Source organism: Streptomyces sp. NPDC048612 (assembly GCF_043199295.1).
Taxonomy (GTDB): Bacteria; Actinomycetota; Actinomycetes; order Streptomycetales; family Streptomycetaceae; genus Streptomyces.
In genome coordinates this window covers 94215-112144 of the sequence record NZ_JBICVV010000002.1, presented here as the reverse complement: position 1 = coordinate 112144, position 17930 = coordinate 94215, and the positions used below count along the sequence as shown (strand labels likewise).

The following is a 17930-nucleotide window of genomic DNA, read 5'->3' as shown; positions in this document are numbered from 1 at the left end:
GCTCTTGAGGCCGGCCGCCTTCGGGCGGCCGGCTCTCGCGGCAAAGGCCGGTACGAAGAATTCGTACCGGCCTTCGCCGTGCAAAACCCGCTGTGGGACGCAATGTTGGCCGTCCGCGGTGATATCTATCTATGGTTTCGTGGCATTCGGGTGAAACGGCGAAACCGCGCCCCCAGAAGCGAGTTGACCAGTGCGCTCCGGATACGGGCACTCCGCTTCGAGAAGGGTAAATCGTGATCAAGAAGGTCCTGGCCACGACGGCCGTAGCCGCGTCCGTCGTAGGAATCACGGCGACGGCCGCTCCCCAGGCGATGGCGATCGGGGACCACCACGGTACGTCGACCGTCAACGGCAATGGAGCCAAGAGCGCGTTCGGCAACTCCACCACCCGCGGCAGCATGAGCCCGCAGCTGGAGCTCATCCAGGGCTCGCTGAACAAGCCCTGCCTCGCTGTGGGCAAGGTGACCGCCCAGCTCCTCGCAGGGGCGGTCCCGATCGCGGTGCAGGACATCAACGTGCTGTCCAACCCGCAGAACCAGCAGTGCACGGAGAACTCGACGCAGGCCAAGGGTGACGAGCCACTGTCGCACATCCTCAGCGACATCCCGATCCTGTCGGGCAACGGCGTCGGCAACCACTGAGTCGGCCGTCGGCCGCAGGCCCGGACCGTCGGCTCTCCTTTCATGAGCGGTCCGGGGCCTGCGGTACCCCCCAGGGAACCGAGGGGCGGAACTTCTCGATCCCCCTGTCGGAAAGAATTCGCATTCGGCGAGTGCCTCGTCCGTTCGAAACTCCGGTGCTTTTTCCGCGTCGTATGCATGGTGGCAATCTCCCGAAACGGTCTTGCACCCATCGGGCGATTCCTCCGAAAACCTTCGGGTGGGAGTTTCGTCCCCGAGGGCAATTCGTTACCAATATCGTCAGCGGTGTTACGGGCGAGCAGCTCAGCGCCCGAGCGACACGACGGTCGTGTTCGCTACGGACCCGCTGCAAGGAAGGGCTGAAAGTGAAGTACGCAAAGGTCGCAGCGATCACTGCCGGAACTCTCATGGCGGTGGGCTCGGCAGCGCCTGCGTTCGCCGACGCGGGTGCCGCGGGCGGCGCCAAGAACTCCCCCGGTGTCCTCTCCGGCAACGCCATCCAGGTTCCGGTGCACATCCCGGTCAACCTGTGCGGCAACACCATCAACATCGTCGCGCTGCTGAACCCGGCGTTCGGCAACACCTGCCTGAACCACTGACTCGAAGGAATTCGAGCGGTGTCCATGTGACCCGGCCCCGGTGCGCGGATTTCTGTGCACCGGGGCCGGTCGCAATTGCCTCCGACGGGCACACGTGTCACCCGCCCAATTTTCGGGCGATGGTGCCGAGAAGAACACCGCTTCAGGGTTTCTCCGGACGAAGGCAGTCGTTAGTCACGCTGAAAGCGGTGATCCGAGCAGCGAAGCGATTGCTCGCACGGCGCTGAAGTCGCGGGACCGTGAACCACCGCCCGAGAAGGGACATGTGAAGTGAAGTACGCCAAGTCTGCTGCGGTTGTTGTCGGTTCCGTCATGGCACTGGCGGCCGCCGTTCCCGCTTTCGCCGCACAGCCCGGGGCTCCGACCATGAGCCTCAACGGAGGGCTGACCGATGCGCTGAGCAACAAGCAGCTGGACGGCCATCAGCTCATGCCGCTGGTGAAAACGGTCAAGGCCACGGGGGACAAGGTCAGGTCGACCAACGCGAAGAAGCTGCTCCGTGGCGTCTCCGGGACGGCAAAGAAGACTTCGCTGCTCGGTGGGCTTCCGCTCAAGTAATCCCAGGGGCGACGGAGTTGTCCACCGTGAGTGGACCTCGCTGTCCCCCCGGCCGTGCCTGCTGTTTTCGACGCGATGCCGAGTGCCGCGGTATCCGCCCATGGGACAGGTGATCCCGGAACGGCGCCACGCCTCGACCCTTTCTCGTTCCGGAAGCCGGGTGGAATCGGACGACGGCCGGAAAACGCGGATCAGGGCGCGCGGCTGTTTGGGTGAATGAGAACAACCAAAAAACATCCTTGTGAGTTGGGCAGAATGCCCGGCCCAAGGGCACCCCGAAACACGAAGGACCAACATGATCAAGAAGGCTCTGGCGACCGCAGCCGCGGCTGCGTCCGTTGTCGGCGTAGCCGCCGCTGCCGCCCCCGACGCGATGGCGATCGGTAACCAGCACGGAACGTCTTCCGTCAACGGCAACGGCGCCACGCAGTTCTACGGGAACTCGACCACGTACGGGTACATGAGCCCGCAGATCGGCCTGATCCAGGGCTCGCTGAACAAGCCCTGCATCGCTCTGGGCAAGCTGCCCATCCAGGCCCTTGGAGGGGCGGTCCCGATCGCGGTCCAGGACCTCAACATTCTGTCGTCGCCGCAGAACCAGCAGTGCACCGAGAACTCCACCCAGGCGAAGGGGGACGAGGCGCTGTCGCACATTCTGGACAACATTCCGATCCTCTCCGGCAACGGCGCCGGCAACCACTGATCGGCTGAGTTCGACCCGGGCCGCCCGGCCCTCCTTCTTCCGGGCGGCCCGGGTTTTCGCTGTCCGGCTCCGGAACGGAAACGTTATTCGCTCGTGACTGAGATCGGGTGGACCGGATCGTTGGGAATGATGTGTGGAGGGAAGCGTGCCAGTGCCCTTGCGGATTGATGGGGCTGCCAGGGCGTTGGCATGCCGTCCGTAACGAAGAAGGGCCTGCGAATCCGTTCCGGTATCGCAGGCCCTTCTTCGTGTCAGGGGCATCCACCTTCCGGCACGAAAAGTCGCATTGTCGGCAAGTGAATTGGTGCGCAGTCGACGGTATCAGGGGGCTGGCGGTGCCTTGCGGGAGGAGTGGTGCCTGCTATTCGGGTGATGGTGCAGAACTCAAGCCGGTGTGGCGGGTTGTTCAAATAGGGCTCCCGTATCGGGAGTTCCTTCTCCTGAAGGGTTTTGTGATGAACAAGATGATCGCGGGCGCGGCTGTGGCGGCGTCGCTGGTCGGCGTTTCCGCCATGGCCGCTCCCCAGGCCATGGCGATCGGTGACCAGGACGGCACCAGGACGGTCAACGGAAACGGCGCGCGTTCCGTGTACGGCAACTCCACCACGGGCGGCAATCTGAGCACCCAGCTCGGGCTCGTCCAGGGCTCGTTGAACCAGCCCTGCCTCGCTCTGGGCAAGGTGGCCGCCCAGGTCCTCCCGGGCGCGGCCCCGATCGCGGTGCAGGACATCAACGTGCTGTCCAACCCGCAGAACCAGCAGTGCACGGAGAACTCGTCGCAGGCCAAGGGCGACGAGCCGCTGTCGCACATCGTCAACGGCATTCCGGTCCTCTCCGGCAACGGAGTCGGCAACCACTGACGGCCAACGGCCTCGGCCGTATCACCGCTTGCGTCTCCGGGCGGTCGGCGCCGCGTTCGCGCTGCCGGCCGCCCGGCCGTGTGAGCGGCACGGGGTGTGGGCGCGGCCCGCACCCCGGGACCGCAGAGGAGGGATGAGAGATGCGACAGAGCCTGAAGACCTGTGTGTTCGTGGCAGCGGCGGCGTCGGGGGTGCTCGGGAACGGCGGCGCGGCGTACGCGGACGCCGGCGCCGGGGGGAGCGCGACGAACTCTCCCGGGGTGCTGTCCGGGAACAACATCCAGGTGACCGTGGACGCCCCGGTCAATGTGTGTGGCAATTCGGTGGACGGGGGCGCGGCGCTGAACCCGGCCATGGGCAACACGTGCGGGAACGGCGGGCCGGCCGTGCGGCAGCAGCCGGGACCGCACCCGCCGGTGGCGCAGCGGCCTCCGGGCGCTGAGCAGGCGCCGGGGGTGCACTGGACGGCCCCGCGGCCGGAGCACCGCGCGGAGCCGGTGCGGCGTCCTGCCCCGGAGCGGGCCGGGCGTCCGGCCCCGGCACCGGCACCGGTGGAGCACACCACCGGGCGTACCGCCCCCAGGCACGCCCGGCCCGCCCCGACGCCCGCGCAGGAGGCGCAGCAGCCGCGGGTGGACGCGGTGGCGCGGGCGGGGGCGTCGGCGGGGTCCGCGCTGCTGGCGGCCACCGGTGCGGAGGAGCTGGCCGCGCTGGCCGCGACCGGCGGCGGGCTGCTGGTGGGCGGGGCGCTGTTGTTGCGCCGGTCCCGTACGCGCCGTAGGTGAGCGGGCGGGCACCGGGAGTTCTCCGGGGGCCGGCGGCCGGCCGAGCGGGTCCGGCGGGCCGCTCGGCCGGTGCCGCCCGGTCGAGCCGACCGTCGGCATCGCCGGACGGCCCGACCGTGAACCGTCGTACCGCGTTCGCCGGGCGGAGCTGCGGCTGGAAGCGGCCCTGCGGGGTGTACGACGTCGTGCGGATCAACGGCTGAACCCCTTGTCCGGTACGGGAAGGATCGTTCTTTCGCTCATTGGTGGGGACCGGGCTCCGGGGGGTTTGAAGCGGGGCAGAACAGGATGTTCCGCGGGATCGTGCCGCCTTCTGCCGCCTCTGGCAAAATTGGGGTGAAAGCCGCAAAAGTGATGAGTCGGTGAGGTGGGGACATGCTCATTGCGCTGGCGCAGACCGACTGTGTGCTGGGTGACGTGGAGGAGAACCTCGGTACCGCCCGCGAGCAGATCGAGCAGGCGGCGGCGCAGGGCGCGGATCTCGTCGTCTTCCCCGAACTCAGCCTGCACGGCTATCACTTGGGCGCGCTCCGGCGCGATGCCTCCCTGGAGGCGAACGATCCGCGGCTGCTGGAACTCAGCACCCGCGGCCCCGATGTGCTGGTCGGCTTCCACGAGCACACCAGTCTGCGGGCGTACAACACCGCGGCCCACTACGCGGCCGGGGAGCTGGTGCACGCACACCGCAAGCTGTATCTCCCCAACTACCTGGCCTGGGAGGAGCGGAAGCACGTCAGTCCGGGGCAGTCGCTGCGGGCGTACGAGCTGAAGCGGGCCAGGAGCGGCGGCCGGGGGGCCACGCTGGTGTGCAACGACGCCTGGCAGCCGGCGCTGCCGTGGCTGGCGGTGCAGGACGGCGCCGAGGTGCTGTTCGTGCCGACGAACAGTGCGGCGAGCCTGGACCCGGAGGCGATGGACACCGGGCTCTACTGGGACACCCTGCTGTCCTACACGGCGAAGATGCTCCAGTGCTGGGTGGTCTTCGTGAACCGGGTGGGCAATGAGCACGGGGCGGCGTTCTGGGGCGGCTCACGGGTGGTGGACCCGCGGGGTGCCGTGGTGGCGCAGGCGCCCAAGTGGGAGCCCGCGCTGGTCGCGGTGGAGATCGATCTCGCCGAGGCGCGGCGGCAGCGCCGCGCGGTGCCGCTGGTCGCCGAGGCCCGGCTGGGGCTCATCGACCGCGAGGTGCGGCGGCTGATCGACGAGGGCGGCGACCACTGAGGGACGCCGGCGCCCCGGTGTCAGTGCCGGGCGGCGGACTCCTGGCGGGGCGCCTCCGACGGGGCCTCGGCCGGAGTCCCGGACGGCTTCTCGTCCTTGAGGGCCTGGGCCTCGGACTTCAGGATGCGCATCGAGCGGCCCAGGCCGCGCGCCATGTCGGGCAGCTTCTTCGAGCCGAAGAGCAGTACCAGGACCGCGATGATCAGGATCAGATGCCAGGGCTCGAAGGCGTTGCGGAGCATGGGGGCGCTCGCTTTCGTCGGGGGACGGCGGACGTTCTGTCCAGTATGACCCGAACGGTCCGGCCGTCCGGTCCAGGGGGTGCCCCGGGCCGGACGGCCGGTGGGGCGGCCTACCAGCTGGACTTGCGGACGCCCGGCAGATAGCCCGCGTGGGCCTGCTCGCGCAGCCGTACGCGGGACAGGCCGAAGGCGCGGAAGTAGCCGCGCGGGCGGCCGTCGACGCCGTCGCGGTTGCGGACCCGGGTGGCGCTGGCGTCCCGCGGCTGGCGGGACAGTTCGCGCCGGGCGGCGGTGCGCTCCTGCTCCGGGGTGTGCGGGCTGCGGATGACGGCCTTGAGGACGGCGCGCCGGGCCGCGTAGCGGGCGACCGTCGCGCGGCGCTTCTCGTTCTTGGCGATCTTGCTCTGCTTCGCCATCAGACCTTTCCTCCTCGTGCGCGGATGCGGGCGACGGCCGCCTCGATCCCGATCGTGTCCACGGTCCTGATGCCCTTGGCGCTCAGCGTGAGCCGGATGTGCCGGCCCTCGCTCTCCAGCCAGTAGCGCTTGCGCTGGATGTTCGGGTCGAAGCGGCGGGGGGTGCGGCGGTGCGAGTGGGAGACGGCTTTGCCGAATCCCGGCGAGCGGCCGGTCAGCTGGCAGTGGGCGGACACGGTGCGATCCCTTCGGTCGTCGGCCCCGGTGAGAGCCTATTGAAAATGGAAACCATTTCCGTATACTAACCCCATGGCCCGCAACGAACTACGCCCGGTCGTCAAGCTCCGGTCCACCGCCGGCACCGGCTACACCTACGTGACCCGCAAGAACCGCCGTAACGACCCCGACCGCCTGGAACTGCGCAAGTACGACCCGGTGGCCGGACGGCACGTCGCTTTCCGAGAGGAGCGCTGAGCACCGTGAAGCCTGGAATCCACCCCGCCTACGGGCCGGTCGTCTTCCGCGACCGGGCCGCCGGCTTCGCCTTCCTGACCCGTTCGACCGCCACCAGTGACAAGACGCTGGAGTGGGAGGACGGCCGGACCTATCCCGTCATCGACGTCGAGATCTCCTCGGCGAGCCACCCCTTCTACACGGGCACCGCGCGGGTGCTGGACACCGCGGGCCGCGTCGAGCGCTTCGAGCGCCGCTACGGCAACCGCGGGGCCCGCTGATGGAGCGGCTCGACGTCGTCCTCGTGGGCGGCCTGCACGCGGACGCGCGGCGGGCCGCCGTCGAGCGGCTGCTGCGGACCGTCCCGGGCAGCGTCGCCCTCCACCACGACCTCGCCTCGGCCGCCGACGGCACCGTGCGGCGTACCGTCCGTGACGCGGGCGGCACGCTCGACACCGGGGACGCACCGCTGGTCAACGACTGCGCCTGCTGTGCGCTGCGCGAGGACCTGGTGCCCGAGCTGGAGCGGCTGGCCGCCGGGCGGACCTGCCGGCTGGCGGTCGTCGAACTGTGGGACTCGGTCGAGCCCAAGGCGATGGCCGAGGTGGTCACCGCCTGCGGCAGCGAGAACCTCGCGCTGACCGGTGTGCTCACCGCCGTCGACCCGGCGCTGCTGCTGCCCTACCTCGGCTGCGGCGACGACCTCGCGGAGGCAGGCCTCGCCGCCGCGGCCTCCGACCAGCGCACGGTCGCCGACACCTGGGCGCGCCAGCTGGAGTACGCGCCGGTGCTGGCGCTCGCGACGGGGGAGGAGCCGGCGGAGCCGGCCGACCTGGCGCTGCTCGGCCAGCTGCACCCGATGGCGCGGCAGGTCCCCGTGGAATCGGGGGAGTTGGCGGCCGCCGCGACGGCCGGGTTCGATGTGGCCGCGGCCGCGGACCGCCAGCACCCGGCCTGTGCGCTGTTGCCGCAGGAGGCCGACGCGGAAGGTGTCGGCACGCTCGTCTGGCGGCGGGACCGGCCCTTCCACCCGGAGCGGCTCTACGCCGCGCTGGAGGACCTGACCTGTGCGGCCGCGCGCAGCCGGGGCCGGTTCTGGCTGGCCGACCGCCCGGACACGCTGCTGTCCTGGGACGCGGCCGGCGGCGCGCTCTGTGTGGAGAGCGCCGGGCCGTGGCTGGCCGCGCTGCCGGATGCCGCCTGGGAGATGGTGCCGCCGGCGCGCCGGGCCGCCGCCGCGCTGGACTGGCACCCCGAGCACGGTGACCGCACCCAGCACCTGGTCTTCACCTCGCCGGGCCTGGACCGCGAGGGGCTGCTGTCCCTGCTGGACTCCTGTCTGCTCACCGACGCCGAGTACGCGGGCGGCCCGCAGGCCTGGAAGAGCCTGCCGCCCGCCTTCGACGCGCTCCTCGACCCCGTTTCGTAAACCGGGCCGCGTCCGTCCGCACCGGACCGCCCCCCCCCGCACGCACAAGGAAGCTCCCCATGCCCCGACGGCACGACCCGCGCCGGACACCCCCGCCCCGCCGCAATCCGCTGGACGCGGCCGGCATCACCTACATCGACTACAAGGACACCGATCTGCTGCGGAAGTTCATCTCGGACCGCGGCAAGATCCGCAGCCGCCGGGTGACCCGGGTCAGCGCGCAGCAGCAGCGGCAGCTGGCCCGTGCGATCAAGAACGCGCGGGAGATGGCGCTGCTGCCCTACGGCTCCCGGTGACGCACACCGTCCCGTGACGGGCAGAGGCCCCCTACGTCCGACGCGTAGGGGGCCTCCTGCGTTTGTCCGGGGCGTGCGCAGGGGCAGGTCCCCCGTCCGGGGCGGACGGGGCGCCCGGACCCGGAACCCGGAGGGCGTGGCGCACGTCTCTCAGGTGCCATGAGGGCAAGAGCCCCGCCGGTCCGTACCAGGTGACGGCGTATCGCTGCGGGGGAGACGGCCGGCGACGACCGTGGGTGAGGGGCCGGTGACCGTGCTCGACGAGCGGTGACGGCCCCGGTACCGGCTGTCGTGCACGTGCATCTGCGCATGCATCCGCATGTGAACGCAGCTATGATCCCGGGCAGTTGACACCATTTATCACCGGGAGACCCCTGTGCCCCACGCATACAACGGCATGGCCGCCACAGATCTCCGTGATGTGGCATGGCAGAAGAGCCGGCACAGCAACTCGCAGGGCTCCTGCGTGGAGTTCGCCAAGCTGCCCGGGGGTGACATCGCGGTGCGCAACTCCCGCTTCCCGGACGGTCCGGCGCTCGTCTACACCCCGGCCGAGGTGCGGGCGATGCTGCTCGGCATCAAGGACGGCGAGTTCGACCACCTCGTCCGGGACTGAGCCCCTCAACAACGGACGGCCGGAGGAGAGCGCGCGCCCGCAGGCGGTGCGGCGTCCGCACACGGAAACCGGGCGCCCGCGGATCGCGGTGCGCCCGGTGTACGGCACGGCTACGGCAGCCGGAAGAGCGCCCACACGATCTTGCCGTGCGCGGCGCCGGCCAGCGGATGCCAGCCCCAGCTGTCGCTGAAGGAGTCCACGAGGTACAGCCCGCGCCCCGATTCCGCCGCGGAGTCCGCCTCGCCGGCGACCGGTGAGTCGTCGCTCGGGTCCCGTACGGCGCAGACCAGCCGGGAGGACCAGCGCATCAGGTGGAGCCGGGCGGGCGGGGTGGCGTCACCGTGCTCCGGGGCGGCGAGGATCGCGTGCCGCAGGGCGTTGGTGACGAGTTCGGAGACCACCAGGGCGACCGAGTCGAACAGCTCGTCCAGGTCCCAGCCCTGGAGGGTCTCGCGGGTGAACGCCCGTGCACAGCGCACCGATTCATAGCGCGGTGGGAGTGTGTGCGACGCAGATCCGGAGACGGCCAGGGGGTCGACGGGAGGAAAGCCCTGCCATAACGGCTCGAGCATGGTCAAAACCTTGGTCCCCATGCGAGGCACTCCTGGCGTTCGCGGACGTCATGACCCGGGCCGGGCAGCCGGATCAGGCGGATCTTTCACGAGCGTGCATGCGTGCGACGCCTATGGTTCCCAATGCGCGAGACAGATGCAAGGGCAGATGCACGTGCACCTGACGTGATTGCCCCCGTGTGCGCCGGTTTGACGGTGATTCTTCCTGCGCCATCTTGTGGAGGGGTTGCGGGGGCCGCACGTATCCGTAACCGGATGAGCACTCAACGAAGCCCGAACGTGGCAGACTTGCGGCCCTCTGTTGGACGGGGTGGGGTCACAGGAGGGTCTGAGAGGTGTCCGCAAGTGAGTCGAGCGGGTCGGTGGTGCGGCGAATCCTGCTCGGGTCGCAGCTCCGCCGGCTGCGTGAATCGCGTGGGATAACCCGCGAGGCGGCCGGCTACTCGATCCGTGCGTCCGAATCGAAGATCAGCCGCATGGAGTTGGGCCGCGTGAGCTTCAAGGCACGGGATGTGGAGGACCTGCTCACCCTGTACGGGGTCGGTGACGCCCAGGAGCGCGAGGCGCTGCTCTCCCTGGCGCGGGAGGCGAACGTCGCCGGCTGGTGGCACAGTTACAGCGATGTGCTGCCCGGGTGGTTCCAGACGTATGTGGGCCTGGAAGGCGCCACGTCTCTCCTCCGGGTCTATGAAGTCCAGTTCGTCCACGGGCTGTTGCAGACGGAGGGCTATGCCCAGGCCGTCGTCCGGCGGGGCATGCCCGACGCCGGGCCCGCCGAGATAGAGAGACGGGTCGCGCTGCGCATGGAGCGCCAGAAGCTCCTGGTGGCCGAGCGGTCGGCGCAGGTCCACTGTGTGCTGGACGAGGCCGCGCTGCGGCGCCCGTACGGCGACCGCGCGGTGATGCGCGAGCAGCTGAAGCATCTGATCGAGGTGTCCGAGCGGCCCAACGTGCGGCTCCAGGTGATGCCGTTCAGCCTGGGCGGGCACGCGGGGGAGAGCGGTGCGTTCACCATGCTCGGCTTCCAGGAGTCGGGGCTGCCGGACGTCGTCTATCTGGAGCAGCTGACGAGCGCGCTGTATGTGGACAAGCCCGAGGAAGTCGCCCAGTACGCACGGGTGATGGACCGCCTCCAGGAGGAGGGGCCGAATCCGGCCGAGACCAGGGACCTCTTGCGCGGGCTGCTCCAACTCATGTGACGCGTCGGTAGGATGGCGCACCATCAGGAGTCAGCACCCCCCAATGCGGCGCCCTGAGCGCCCTGTTCTCCAGATCGGGATGGCATGTCCTACTTCGACGAGTTGGCGTATCAGTTCATCGACGGTGAGTGGCGCTCCGGCAGCGGCTCGTGGGACATCGTCGATTTCAATCCGTACAACGGCGAGAAACTGACCTCCATACCCGTCGCTACGGTAGAGGAGATCGATCAGGCCTACCGTGCCGCCGAGCGCGCACAGCGGGAGTGGGGCGCCACCAATCCGTACACCCGGCGGCTGGTCTTCGAGCGGGTGCTGCGGATCATCGACGACCGTGAGGCGGAGCTGGGCGAGGCGATCGCCGCCGAGGTCGGTGGCACGCTCGCGAAGGTGGGCTTCGAACTCCATCTGGCCAGGGAGTTCCTGCGCGAGGCCATTCAGCTGGCGCTGCGCGCCGAGGGCCGCATCCTGCCCTCGCCCATCGACGGCAAGGAGAACCGCCTCTACCGGCTGCCGGTCGGTGTCGTCGGTGTCATCAGCCCCTTCAACTTCCCCTTCCTGCTGTCGCTCAAGTCGGTCGCACCGGCCCTCGCGCTCGGCAACGCCGTGGTCCTCAAGCCGCACCAGAACACCCCGGTCTGCGGTGGCGGTCTGGTCGCCAGGCTCTTCGAGGAGGCCGGGCTGCCGGCGGGCGTGCTGAACGTCGTCGTCACCGACATCGCCGAGATCGGCGATGCGCTGATCGAGCACCCGGTCCCCAAGACCATCTCCTTCACCGGCTCCGAGAAGGTCGGCCGGCACGTCGCGACGGTCGCCGCCGCCCACTTCAAGCACACGGTGCTGGAACTGGGCGGCAACAGCGCCCTGGTCGTCCTCGACGACGCCGATGTCGACTACGCCGTGGACGCCGCCGTCTTCAGCCGCTTCGTCCACCAGGGGCAGGTCTGTATGGCCGCCAACCGGGTGCTCGTGGACCGTGCCGTGGAGCGGGAGTTCACCGAGAAGTTCGTCGCCAAGGTCGCCTCGCTGAAGGTGGGCGACCCCACCGACCCGCAGACCCATATCGGTCCGCTGATCAACGAGGGCCAGGCCGAGGCGATCTCCGCGCTGGTGGACCGCGCGGTCGAGGACGGCGCCACGGCGCTGCTGCACGGCGAGACCCGCGGCACGCTGGTCGCGCCGAGCGTGCTGAACGGTCTGCCGGAGGACTCCCCGCTGCTGCGGCAGGAGATCTTCGGGCCCGTCGTGCTGCTGGTGCCGTTCGACGGCGACGAGGAGGCGGTGCGGCTGACCAACGCGACCTCCTTCGGGCTCAGCGGGGCCGTGCACACCGGCGACATCGAGCGCGGGGTGCGGTTCGCCAAGCGGGTCGACACCGGGATGTTCCACGTCAACGACGCCACGGTGCACGACGAGCCGATCGTGCCGTTCGGCGGCGAGAAGAGCTCTGGGGTGGGGCGGCTGAACGGTGACGCGATGGTGGAGGCCTTCACCACCACCAAGTGGATCTCCATCCAGCACGGGCGGTCGCGGTTCCCGTTCTGAGGCCTGGCGCCCCGTTCCGGACGCGCCGGAGCGGTCCCTGGCGCGTTGCGGACAGAAGCTGACCGCATGGGCTTCTACGTTGAGTGCTGTCGGACGGCGGACGGCGACGGGCCGGACGCCGAGAGACGTCACGAAAGGCGGACCCCATGCCCACTCACGTTCTCGCCGAGGCCCACGGCGACGAGACCGGCGCGCTGCTGGCCTTCCTGGAGGCCCAGCGCGGCGGGCTGCGCCGGGCGGTCCTGGGGCTGACCGACGACCGGGCGACCCAGCGGCCGGCGGCCAGTGAGCTGTCGCTGGCCGGACTGGTCAAGCACGTCGCGGAGACCGAGCAGGGCTGGGTCGAGGTCGCGCAGGAGCTGCCGCACTCCATCGAGCGCACCCAGGACACCTGGCATCTGAGCTTCCAGCTGGCCGACGGGGAGACGCTGGCCGAGGTGCTGGCGTTCTGGGACCGGGTGGCCAAGCGGACGGAGGAGTTCATCCGCTCCGTGCCCAGCCTGAACGACACCTTCCCGCTGCCCCCGGCGCCGTGGTTCCCGGCCGGGGCCCGGCAGTCGATGCGCTGGCTGCTGCTGCACCTGATCGAGGAGACCGCCCGGCACGCGGGCCACGCCGACATCCTCCGGGAATCCCTCGACGGCAAGACCGCCTTCGAGCTGGTGGACGAGGAGCGCGCGGCCCAGGGGTAGGTCCTGACCCGTGCCCGGGCGCCCGTAGGGTGGCGGGAAGGGCGCGTGAGGGACGGAGAAGACGGTGTCGGCGATCCGGCTGTTGGTACTGGGCGCCGTGCGGCAGCACGGCCGTGCGCACGGCTACCAGGTGCGCAACGACCTGGAGTACTGGGGCGCCCACGAGTGGTCCAACGCCAAACCCGGCTCGATCTACCACGCGCTCAAGCAGATGGCCAAGCAAGGGCTGCTGCGCGCCCACGACATCGCGCCCAGCACCGCCGGCGGTCCGCCGCGGACCGAGTACGAGCTGACCGCGGCGGGCGAGGCGGAGTACTTCGCGCTGCTGCGGGCCGCGCTCTCCCAGCACGATCAGAAGCCCGACATGCTCAGCGCGGGCATCGGCTTCGTCGTCGATCTGCCGCGGGCCGAGGCGGTGGCGCTGCTCAGGGAGCGGGTGCGGGCGCTGCGGGAGTGGCGCGGCACGGTCACCGGCTACTACACCCCCGAGGGCGGCACCGGACAGCTCGGCCACATCGGCGAGATCATGAACATGTGGGTGCACTCCGCGGACAGCGGCGCCGAGTGGGCCCAGGGGCTGATCGAGCGGATCGAGGGCGGGGCGTATGTCTTCGCCGGCGAGGGCGAGCCGTTCGTGGGCGTCCTGGCGGACGGGCAGGAGAACCCGTACGCGACGCGGGACGCGGAGGCGGCGGAGGCCCCGGGGGAGGACCGGCGCGGCGGGCCGGGGCCGGGCGCCGGTCAGTGATGGAACGCGGTGGCGACGTTCTCCGGGCGCTCCATCGGGCCGGGCTGGTCCCGTAGTTCGGGCAGCAGCGACTCCAGGTCCGAGAGGAACAGGTCGGCGAGGTCCAGCGAGAAGCCGTTGCGGCAGACCACCCGCAGGACGGAGAGGTCCTGGCGGTTCTCCGGGAAGGTGTAGGCGGGCAGCAGCCAGCCGCGCTCCTTCATCCGCCGGGAGACGTCGAACACGTCGAAGGCGGTGATGTGGCCGGCGGTGGTGAAGGCGAAGACCGGCAGCTGGTCGCCCTGGGTCAGCAGCCAGAAGTCGTCCAGCGCGCCGATCCGTCCGGCCATCGAGCGGGCCACGTCACGGGTGGCCTGCTGTACGGCGCGGAAGCCCGCCCGGCCGAGTCGCAGGAAGGTGTAGTACTGCGCGGCGACCTGGGCGCCGGGGCGGGAGAAGTTGAGCGCGAAGGTCGGCATGTCGCCGCCCAGGTAGTTGACCCGGAAGACCAGCTCCTCGGGCAGCGCCTCGGTGTCGCGCCACAGCGCCCAGCCGACGCCCGGGTAGACCAGGCCGTACTTGTGCCCGGAGGTGTTGATGGAGGCCACCCGGGGCAGCCGGAAGTCCCAGACCAGCTCCGGGTCGAGGAACGGCGCGATCATGGCGCCGGACGCGCCGTCCACATGCACCGGGATGTCCCAGCCGTGCTGCTTGTGGACCTCGTCGAGCGCCGCGCAGATCTCGCCGACCGGCTCGTACGACCCGTCGAAGGTCGAGCCGAGGATGGCCACCACGCCGATGGTGTTCTCGTCGCAGAGCGCGGCGGCGGAGGCCGCGTCCAGGTGGTAGCGGTCGCCCTCCATGGGGACCTGGCGCGCCTCGACCTCCCAGAAGTTGCAGAACTTCTCCCAGCAGACCTGGACGTTGGCGCCCATGATGAGGTTCGGCCGGGCCTGCCCCGGATACCGGTCCTTGTTGCGCTGCATCCAGCGGCGCTTGAGGGCCATCCCGGCGAGCATGCAGGCCTCGCTCGACCCGGTGGTGGAGCAGCCGACGGCGGCGGCCGGGTCGGGGGCGTGCCACAGGTCGGCGAGCATCGCCACGCACCGCTTCTCCAGCTCGGCGGTGCGCGGGTACTCGTCCTTGTCGATCATGTTCTTGTCCCGGCAGTCCGCCATCAGGACGCCGGCCTGCGGCTCCATCCAGGTCGTGACGAACGTGGCGAGGTTCAGCCGGGAGTTGCCGTCCAGCATCAGCTCGTCGTGCACGAACTGGTAGGCGGTGTGCGGGGAGATGGGGCCGTCGGGCAGGGTGTGCTGCGGTGGCGCGGTCTCCATTCCGGCGACCGGGTCGGCCTCGCCGTAGAAGGGGTTGACCGGATGCCCGGAGTGCTTGCGGTCGGATGGCGATGCGCCTTTGTGCAGAGTCATCAGTCGCGCCTACCCGTCAACGTGCCTGCGAAAGGCCGTGTTTGATGGCTTTGGTGAACTTCACGACGCGCTCCGCCTGGATGCGGGCGGCGGTGCGTGCGTCGTCGTCGGGCGGGGTCTCGGGCCCGCCGACGTGGGAGGTGCCGTAGGGGTTGCCGTCGCGGAACTTCGCCGGGTCGGTGTAGCCCGGCGTCACGAGGATGCCGCCGAAGTGATGGACGGTCTGGTAGAGCGCGAGCAGCGTGGACTCCTGGCCGCCGTGCCGGGTGGCGCTGGCGGTGAAGCCGCTGTAGACCTTGTCGGCCAGCTTTCCCTGCTGCCAGAGGCCGCCCAGGGTGTCGAGGTACTGCTTGAGCTGCGAGGTCACATTGCCGAAGCGGGTGGGGGTCCCGAAGAGCACCGCGTCCGCCCAGAGCAGGTCCTCGTGGGTGGCCTCCATGATGTCCGCGGTCGCCGCGGCGTTGGCCGCCCAGGCCGGGTTGGCGTCGATCGCGGTCTGCGGGGCGAGTTCCGCGGCCCGGCGCAGCCGGACATCGGCCCCCGCGTGCTCGGCGGTGTCCGCGATCAGCCGGGCCAGCTCGGCGACGGTGCCGGTCGACGAGTAGTAGATGACGGCCACATGGATGTCATGCACGGACATCGGCATACCTCCTCGAACCCGACAATAAGGGCATAGGGGGTGTGGGGCCTCCAGGGTTCACCCAGTGGAAGCGCGACGGGCGGGCGGCCGTCCCGGAGGACCGCCACCCGCCCGTACCCGCGCGGCCGCCGCGCGCCGGCTCAGCCCGCGCTCGCCAGCGACAGCTTCGCGGCGAAGCCCAGGAACGCCGCACCCGCGCCCGCGGACAGCCCGGCCGTCAGCCGCCTGCGGCGGCGGAAGGTCGCCGCCAGAAACGTCCCGCTGAAGATCAGGACCGACAGATAGGTGAAGCTGAACAGCTGCGCCCAGGCGCCCAGCGTCAGGAACGACAGCACCGGGTGGGCGTACGACGGGTCCACGAACTGCACGAAGAAGGAGATGAAGAACAGGATCGCCTTCGGGTTGAGCAGGCTGACCACCAGCGCCCTGCGGTACGGCCGCTCCACGGCCTCCTTCGGCTCCGCGGGCACCGCGGCGTCCCGCCCGGCCCGGCGCGCCTCCCGGCCGCGCCACAGCGCCCAGGCGCCGCGCAGCATCCCGGCCGCCAGCCAGGTCAGATAGCCCGCACCGGCGAACTTGACCACCGCGAACAGCACCGGGTTGGTCTGCAGCAGCGAGGCCACCCCGCCCGCCGAGAGCGTCATCAGCACCGTGTCACCGCACAGCACCCCGGCCGCCGCCCGGTACGCCACCCGCGGACCGCGCCGGGCCGCCACCGACACGACGTACAGCGAATTCGGTCCGGGCAGCAGAATGATCAGCGCGAGCCCCACCAGATACGTGGGCAGATCCGTTATCCCCAGCATGAGGCGCAGGATCTCACCCGCCCATCCGGCGCCTCATGGGTTTTCATCATGTGGACTCGCACCTCACGCGGCGTGCGGCCGCTTCGTGGAGCGCGTACCGGGGAGGGCCCCGGCCCCCGGGGTCAGCTCTGCGGCGAGAGCACCACGGCCGTCCCGTAGGCACACACCTCGGTGCCCACGTCGGCGGCCTCCGTCACATCGAAGCGGAACATCAGCACCGCGTTCGCACCGCGCGAGCGGGCCTGCTCGACCAGCCGTTCCATCGCCTGGTTACGGGTCTCGACCAGGGTCTTGGTCAGGCCTCGCAGCTCGCCGCCGATCATCGACTTCAGGCCCGCGCCGATCTGGCTGCCGAGGTGCCGGGAGCGCACCGTCAGGCCGAAGACCTCGCCGATCACCCGTTCCACGTGAAACCCCGGGACGTCGTTGGTCGTCACCACCAGGACGTCGGACTGCGCGTGCTGCCCGCCGCCGTACTCATCGATGCCCATGGTGCGCACCTCCTCACGGCCAGCATCACCCGGCGCCGTGGGGGCGGCCAGCGGTCGGGGGCCGTCGGGTGGGCCGGGGGCGTCTGGAACCATGGCGGGGTATCCGGCGTTGATAGTTTTGGCCGCACACGCGCCGGTATCCCGTCGCCCCGCCCGCCGTACCGCATGTTCCGGCGCCCTCGACCCAGGAGCCTTCACCCCGTGAACACTCTCGCGCTCGGCCCCCAGTGGCTGGACCCGGACTATCTGATCGCGACGTTCGGCCTGATCGGCGTCCTGGTCATCGTCTTCGCGGAGTCCGGCCTGCTGATCGGCTTCTTCCTGCCGGGCGACTCGCTCCTGTTCACCACCGGCCTGCTGGTCACGACGGGCAAGCTCGACCGGCCGCTGTGGCTGGTGTGCACCCTGATCGTGCTGGCCGCCGTCCTCGGAGACCAGGCCGGCTACCTCTTCGGCCGCAAGGTCGGCCCCTCGCTCTTCAAGCGCCCCGACTCCCGCCTCTTCAAGCAGGAGAACGTGGAGAAGGCGCACGAGTTCTTCGAGAAGCACGGCCCCAAGTCGCTGATCCTGGCCCGCTTCGTCCCGATCGTGCGCACGTTCACCCCGATCATCGCCGGTGTGAGCCGGATGAACTACCGCTCCTTCATCACCTTCAACCTCATCGGTGGCGCCCTCTGGGGCGCCGGTGTCACGCTGCTCGGCGCCTCGCTGGGCAAGGTCGAGTTCGTCCACAAGCACATCGAGCTGATCCTGGTCGCGATCGTGCTGATCTCCGTCGTGCCGATCGTCATCGAGTACCTCCGCGCCCGCGGCAAGAAGAAGAACGAGGCGCCCGCGCCCGCCGCCCCCCAGGACGGCGCTCCCGCGGAGCCCGCGCGCCGCGGCCGGCACGCCAAGCGCTGACCCCCGCGCCCGGCTCCCTTCCCGCGCCCGGCCCCGCCCCGCGGCACTCCTCACGCCCCCCGGTGCAGCCGCCGGGGGGCGTGCCTCCTTCCGGCCCGGGGCAGGCGGG

Annotated in this window: 25 protein-coding genes; 17 read left to right on the top strand and 8 right to left on the bottom strand. The window is 70.3% G+C overall.

Features of this window, described 5'->3' with window-relative positions; translation table 11 throughout:
* Window positions 1-233: 233 nt before the first annotated feature.
* The 7 genes from ACGFN2_RS03905 to ACGFN2_RS03875 all read left to right on the top strand — a co-directional run bounded on the left by ACGFN2_RS03905 (window position 234) and on the right by ACGFN2_RS03875 (window position 5367).
* Window positions 234-641 carry a rodlin gene (locus tag ACGFN2_RS03905; RefSeq protein WP_393357295.1) on the top strand — a complete coding sequence of 136 codons (408 nt, stop codon included), beginning with the start codon at window positions 234-236 and terminating at the stop codon, window positions 639-641.
* 365 nt (window positions 642-1006) lie between these two features.
* Window positions 1007-1240: a chaplin gene (locus ACGFN2_RS03900; RefSeq protein WP_159744056.1), complete on the top strand. Its 234-nt coding sequence runs from the start codon at window positions 1007-1009 to the stop codon at window positions 1238-1240.
* A 270-nt stretch (window positions 1241-1510) separates the two neighbouring features.
* On the top strand, window positions 1511-1798 hold the full coding sequence (locus tag ACGFN2_RS03895; RefSeq protein WP_393357293.1) for a hypothetical protein: 288 nt from the start codon (window positions 1511-1513) through the stop codon (window positions 1796-1798).
* Between the two features lie 295 nt (window positions 1799-2093).
* Complete coding sequence (locus ACGFN2_RS03890) at window positions 2094-2501, top strand: rodlin (protein ID WP_393357291.1); 408 nt, start codon at window positions 2094-2096, stop codon at window positions 2499-2501.
* A gap of 455 nt (window positions 2502-2956) precedes the next feature.
* Window positions 2957-3361, top strand: a complete 405-nt coding sequence (locus ACGFN2_RS03885) for a rodlin (protein WP_393357289.1) — start codon at window positions 2957-2959, stop codon at window positions 3359-3361.
* Between the two features lie 140 nt (window positions 3362-3501).
* Entirely contained in the window at window positions 3502-4146 is a 645-nt protein-coding gene (locus ACGFN2_RS03880) for a chaplin family protein (RefSeq protein WP_393357287.1), read from the top strand.
* Between the two features lie 375 nt (window positions 4147-4521).
* Window positions 4522-5367 (top strand): nitrilase-related carbon-nitrogen hydrolase, encoded by an 846-nt coding sequence (locus ACGFN2_RS03875; RefSeq protein WP_362611089.1) that lies wholly within the window; start codon window positions 4522-4524, stop codon window positions 5365-5367.
* Between the two features lie 20 nt (window positions 5368-5387).
* Here the strand turns inward: ACGFN2_RS03875 and tatA are convergent, their stop codons facing one another.
* The 3 genes from tatA to rpmB form a co-directional block, all read right to left on the bottom strand.
* Window positions 5388-5609: a Sec-independent protein translocase subunit TatA gene (gene tatA, locus ACGFN2_RS03870; RefSeq protein WP_362611091.1), complete on the bottom strand. Its 222-nt coding sequence runs from the start codon at window positions 5607-5609 to the stop codon at window positions 5388-5390.
* 110 nt (window positions 5610-5719) lie between these two features.
* Entirely contained in the window at window positions 5720-6025 is a 306-nt protein-coding gene (gene rpsN, locus ACGFN2_RS03865) for a 30S ribosomal protein S14 (RefSeq protein WP_362611093.1), read from the bottom strand.
* The gene (gene rpmB / locus ACGFN2_RS03860) at window positions 6025-6261 is read right to left on the bottom strand and encodes a 50S ribosomal protein L28 (protein WP_362611095.1); all 237 of its coding nucleotides are present in this window, start codon (window positions 6259-6261) and stop codon (window positions 6025-6027) included. Before rpmB ends, rpsN begins: the two co-directional genes overlap by 1 nt.
* A 73-nt stretch (window positions 6262-6334) precedes the next feature.
* Here rpmB and rpmG point away from each other — a divergent pair, with 73 nt between their 5' ends.
* From rpmG to ACGFN2_RS03835, 5 genes are all read left to right on the top strand, one after another.
* Window positions 6335-6499: a 50S ribosomal protein L33 gene (gene rpmG, locus ACGFN2_RS03855; RefSeq protein WP_006604069.1), complete on the top strand. Its 165-nt coding sequence runs from the start codon at window positions 6335-6337 to the stop codon at window positions 6497-6499.
* Between the two features lie 5 nt (window positions 6500-6504).
* On the top strand, window positions 6505-6759 hold the full coding sequence (locus ACGFN2_RS03850; protein WP_362611097.1) for a type B 50S ribosomal protein L31: 255 nt from the start codon (window positions 6505-6507) through the stop codon (window positions 6757-6759).
* Window positions 6759-7907: a CobW family GTP-binding protein gene (locus ACGFN2_RS03845; RefSeq protein WP_393357283.1), complete on the top strand. Its 1149-nt coding sequence runs from the start codon at window positions 6759-6761 to the stop codon at window positions 7905-7907. The genes ACGFN2_RS03850 and ACGFN2_RS03845 overlap by 1 nt, the downstream gene beginning before the upstream one ends.
* 59 nt (window positions 7908-7966) lie before the next feature.
* Window positions 7967-8203, top strand: coding sequence for a 30S ribosomal protein S18 (rpsR, locus tag ACGFN2_RS03840; RefSeq protein ID WP_362611102.1), 237 nt, complete (start codon window positions 7967-7969; stop codon window positions 8201-8203).
* 376 nt (window positions 8204-8579) lie between these two features.
* Window positions 8580-8819 (top strand): DUF397 domain-containing protein, encoded by a 240-nt coding sequence (locus ACGFN2_RS03835; RefSeq protein ID WP_362611105.1) that lies wholly within the window; start codon window positions 8580-8582, stop codon window positions 8817-8819.
* 110 nt (window positions 8820-8929) lie between these two features.
* On the opposite strand, the gene ACGFN2_RS03830 is transcribed toward ACGFN2_RS03835, so the two are convergent.
* Entirely contained in the window at window positions 8930-9412 is a 483-nt protein-coding gene (locus ACGFN2_RS03830) for an ATP-binding protein (RefSeq protein ID WP_362611107.1), read from the bottom strand.
* Between the two features lie 314 nt (window positions 9413-9726).
* Here ACGFN2_RS03830 and ACGFN2_RS03825 point away from each other — a divergent pair, with 314 nt between their 5' ends.
* The 4 genes from ACGFN2_RS03825 (at window position 9727) to ACGFN2_RS03810 (ending at window position 13572) form a co-directional block, all read left to right on the top strand.
* On the top strand, window positions 9727-10590 hold the full coding sequence (locus ACGFN2_RS03825) for a helix-turn-helix transcriptional regulator (RefSeq protein ID WP_362611109.1): 864 nt from the start codon (window positions 9727-9729) through the stop codon (window positions 10588-10590).
* An 84-nt stretch (window positions 10591-10674) separates the two neighbouring features.
* On the top strand, window positions 10675-12132 hold the full coding sequence (locus ACGFN2_RS03820) for an aldehyde dehydrogenase family protein (RefSeq protein WP_362611111.1): 1458 nt from the start codon (window positions 10675-10677) through the stop codon (window positions 12130-12132).
* Window positions 12133-12278: 146 nt separating this feature from the next.
* Window positions 12279-12824, top strand: a complete 546-nt coding sequence (locus ACGFN2_RS03815) for a DinB family protein (protein WP_362611113.1) — start codon at window positions 12279-12281, stop codon at window positions 12822-12824.
* Window positions 12825-12888: 64 nt separating this feature from the next.
* Window positions 12889-13572, top strand: coding sequence for a PadR family transcriptional regulator (locus ACGFN2_RS03810; RefSeq protein ID WP_393357280.1), 684 nt, complete (start codon window positions 12889-12891; stop codon window positions 13570-13572).
* Here the strand turns inward: ACGFN2_RS03810 and ACGFN2_RS03805 are convergent.
* The 4 genes from ACGFN2_RS03805 to ACGFN2_RS03790 all read right to left on the bottom strand — a co-directional run bounded on the left by ACGFN2_RS03805 (window position 13566) and on the right by ACGFN2_RS03790 (window position 16918).
* Complete coding sequence (locus ACGFN2_RS03805; RefSeq protein WP_393357278.1) at window positions 13566-14981, bottom strand: glutamate decarboxylase; 1416 nt, start codon at window positions 14979-14981, stop codon at window positions 13566-13568. The two genes, ACGFN2_RS03810 and ACGFN2_RS03805, sit on opposite strands and share 7 nt — an antisense overlap.
* Before the next feature lie 16 nt (window positions 14982-14997).
* Window positions 14998-15621: an NAD(P)H:quinone oxidoreductase gene (gene wrbA, locus ACGFN2_RS03800; protein ID WP_362611119.1), complete on the bottom strand. Its 624-nt coding sequence runs from the start codon at window positions 15619-15621 to the stop codon at window positions 14998-15000.
* 140 nt (window positions 15622-15761) lie between these two features.
* Entirely contained in the window at window positions 15762-16427 is a 666-nt protein-coding gene (gene leuE, locus ACGFN2_RS03795; RefSeq protein ID WP_362611121.1) for a leucine efflux protein LeuE, read from the bottom strand.
* Between the two features lie 122 nt (window positions 16428-16549).
* Entirely contained in the window at window positions 16550-16918 is a 369-nt protein-coding gene (locus tag ACGFN2_RS03790; protein WP_362611123.1) for a YbjQ family protein, read from the bottom strand.
* 201 nt (window positions 16919-17119) lie between these two features.
* On the opposite strand from ACGFN2_RS03790, the gene ACGFN2_RS03785 reads away from it, so the two are divergent.
* Entirely contained in the window at window positions 17120-17821 is a 702-nt protein-coding gene (locus ACGFN2_RS03785; RefSeq protein WP_362611126.1) for a VTT domain-containing protein, read from the top strand.
* Window positions 17822-17930: the final 109 nt, after the last annotated feature.

Coding starts and splice junctions, on each gene's coding strand:
- ACGFN2_RS03890 (WP_393357291.1), top strand. CDS start 2,094: ATGATCAAGAAGGCTCTGGCGACCGCAGCCGCGGCTGCGTCCGTTGTC.
- ACGFN2_RS03885 (WP_393357289.1), top strand. CDS start 2,957: ATGAACAAGATGATCGCGGGCGCGGCTGTGGCGGCGTCGCTGGTCGGC.
- ACGFN2_RS03880 (WP_393357287.1), top strand. CDS start 3,502: ATGCGACAGAGCCTGAAGACCTGTGTGTTCGTGGCAGCGGCGGCGTCG.
- ACGFN2_RS03875 (WP_362611089.1), top strand. CDS start 4,522: ATGCTCATTGCGCTGGCGCAGACCGACTGTGTGCTGGGTGACGTGGAG.
- tatA (WP_362611091.1), bottom strand. CDS start 5,609: ATGCTCCGCAACGCCTTCGAGCCCTGGCATCTGATCCTGATCATCGCG.
- rpsN (WP_362611093.1), bottom strand. CDS start 6,025: ATGGCGAAGCAGAGCAAGATCGCCAAGAACGAGAAGCGCCGCGCGACG.
- rpmG (WP_006604069.1), top strand. CDS start 6,335: ATGGCCCGCAACGAACTACGCCCGGTCGTCAAGCTCCGGTCCACCGCC.
- ACGFN2_RS03845 (WP_393357283.1), top strand. CDS start 6,759: ATGGAGCGGCTCGACGTCGTCCTCGTGGGCGGCCTGCACGCGGACGCG.
- rpsR (WP_362611102.1), top strand. CDS start 7,967: ATGCCCCGACGGCACGACCCGCGCCGGACACCCCCGCCCCGCCGCAAT.
- ACGFN2_RS03830 (WP_362611107.1), bottom strand. CDS start 9,412: ATGGGGACCAAGGTTTTGACCATGCTCGAGCCGTTATGGCAGGGCTTT.
- ACGFN2_RS03820 (WP_362611111.1), top strand. CDS start 10,675: ATGTCCTACTTCGACGAGTTGGCGTATCAGTTCATCGACGGTGAGTGG.
- ACGFN2_RS03815 (WP_362611113.1), top strand. CDS start 12,279: ATGCCCACTCACGTTCTCGCCGAGGCCCACGGCGACGAGACCGGCGCG.
- ACGFN2_RS03805 (WP_393357278.1), bottom strand. CDS start 14,981: ATGACTCTGCACAAAGGCGCATCGCCATCCGACCGCAAGCACTCCGGG.
- wrbA (WP_362611119.1), bottom strand. CDS start 15,621: ATGTCCGTGCATGACATCCATGTGGCCGTCATCTACTACTCGTCGACC.
- leuE (WP_362611121.1), bottom strand. CDS start 16,427: ATGCTGGGGATAACGGATCTGCCCACGTATCTGGTGGGGCTCGCGCTG.
- ACGFN2_RS03790 (WP_362611123.1), bottom strand. CDS start 16,918: ATGGGCATCGATGAGTACGGCGGCGGGCAGCACGCGCAGTCCGACGTC.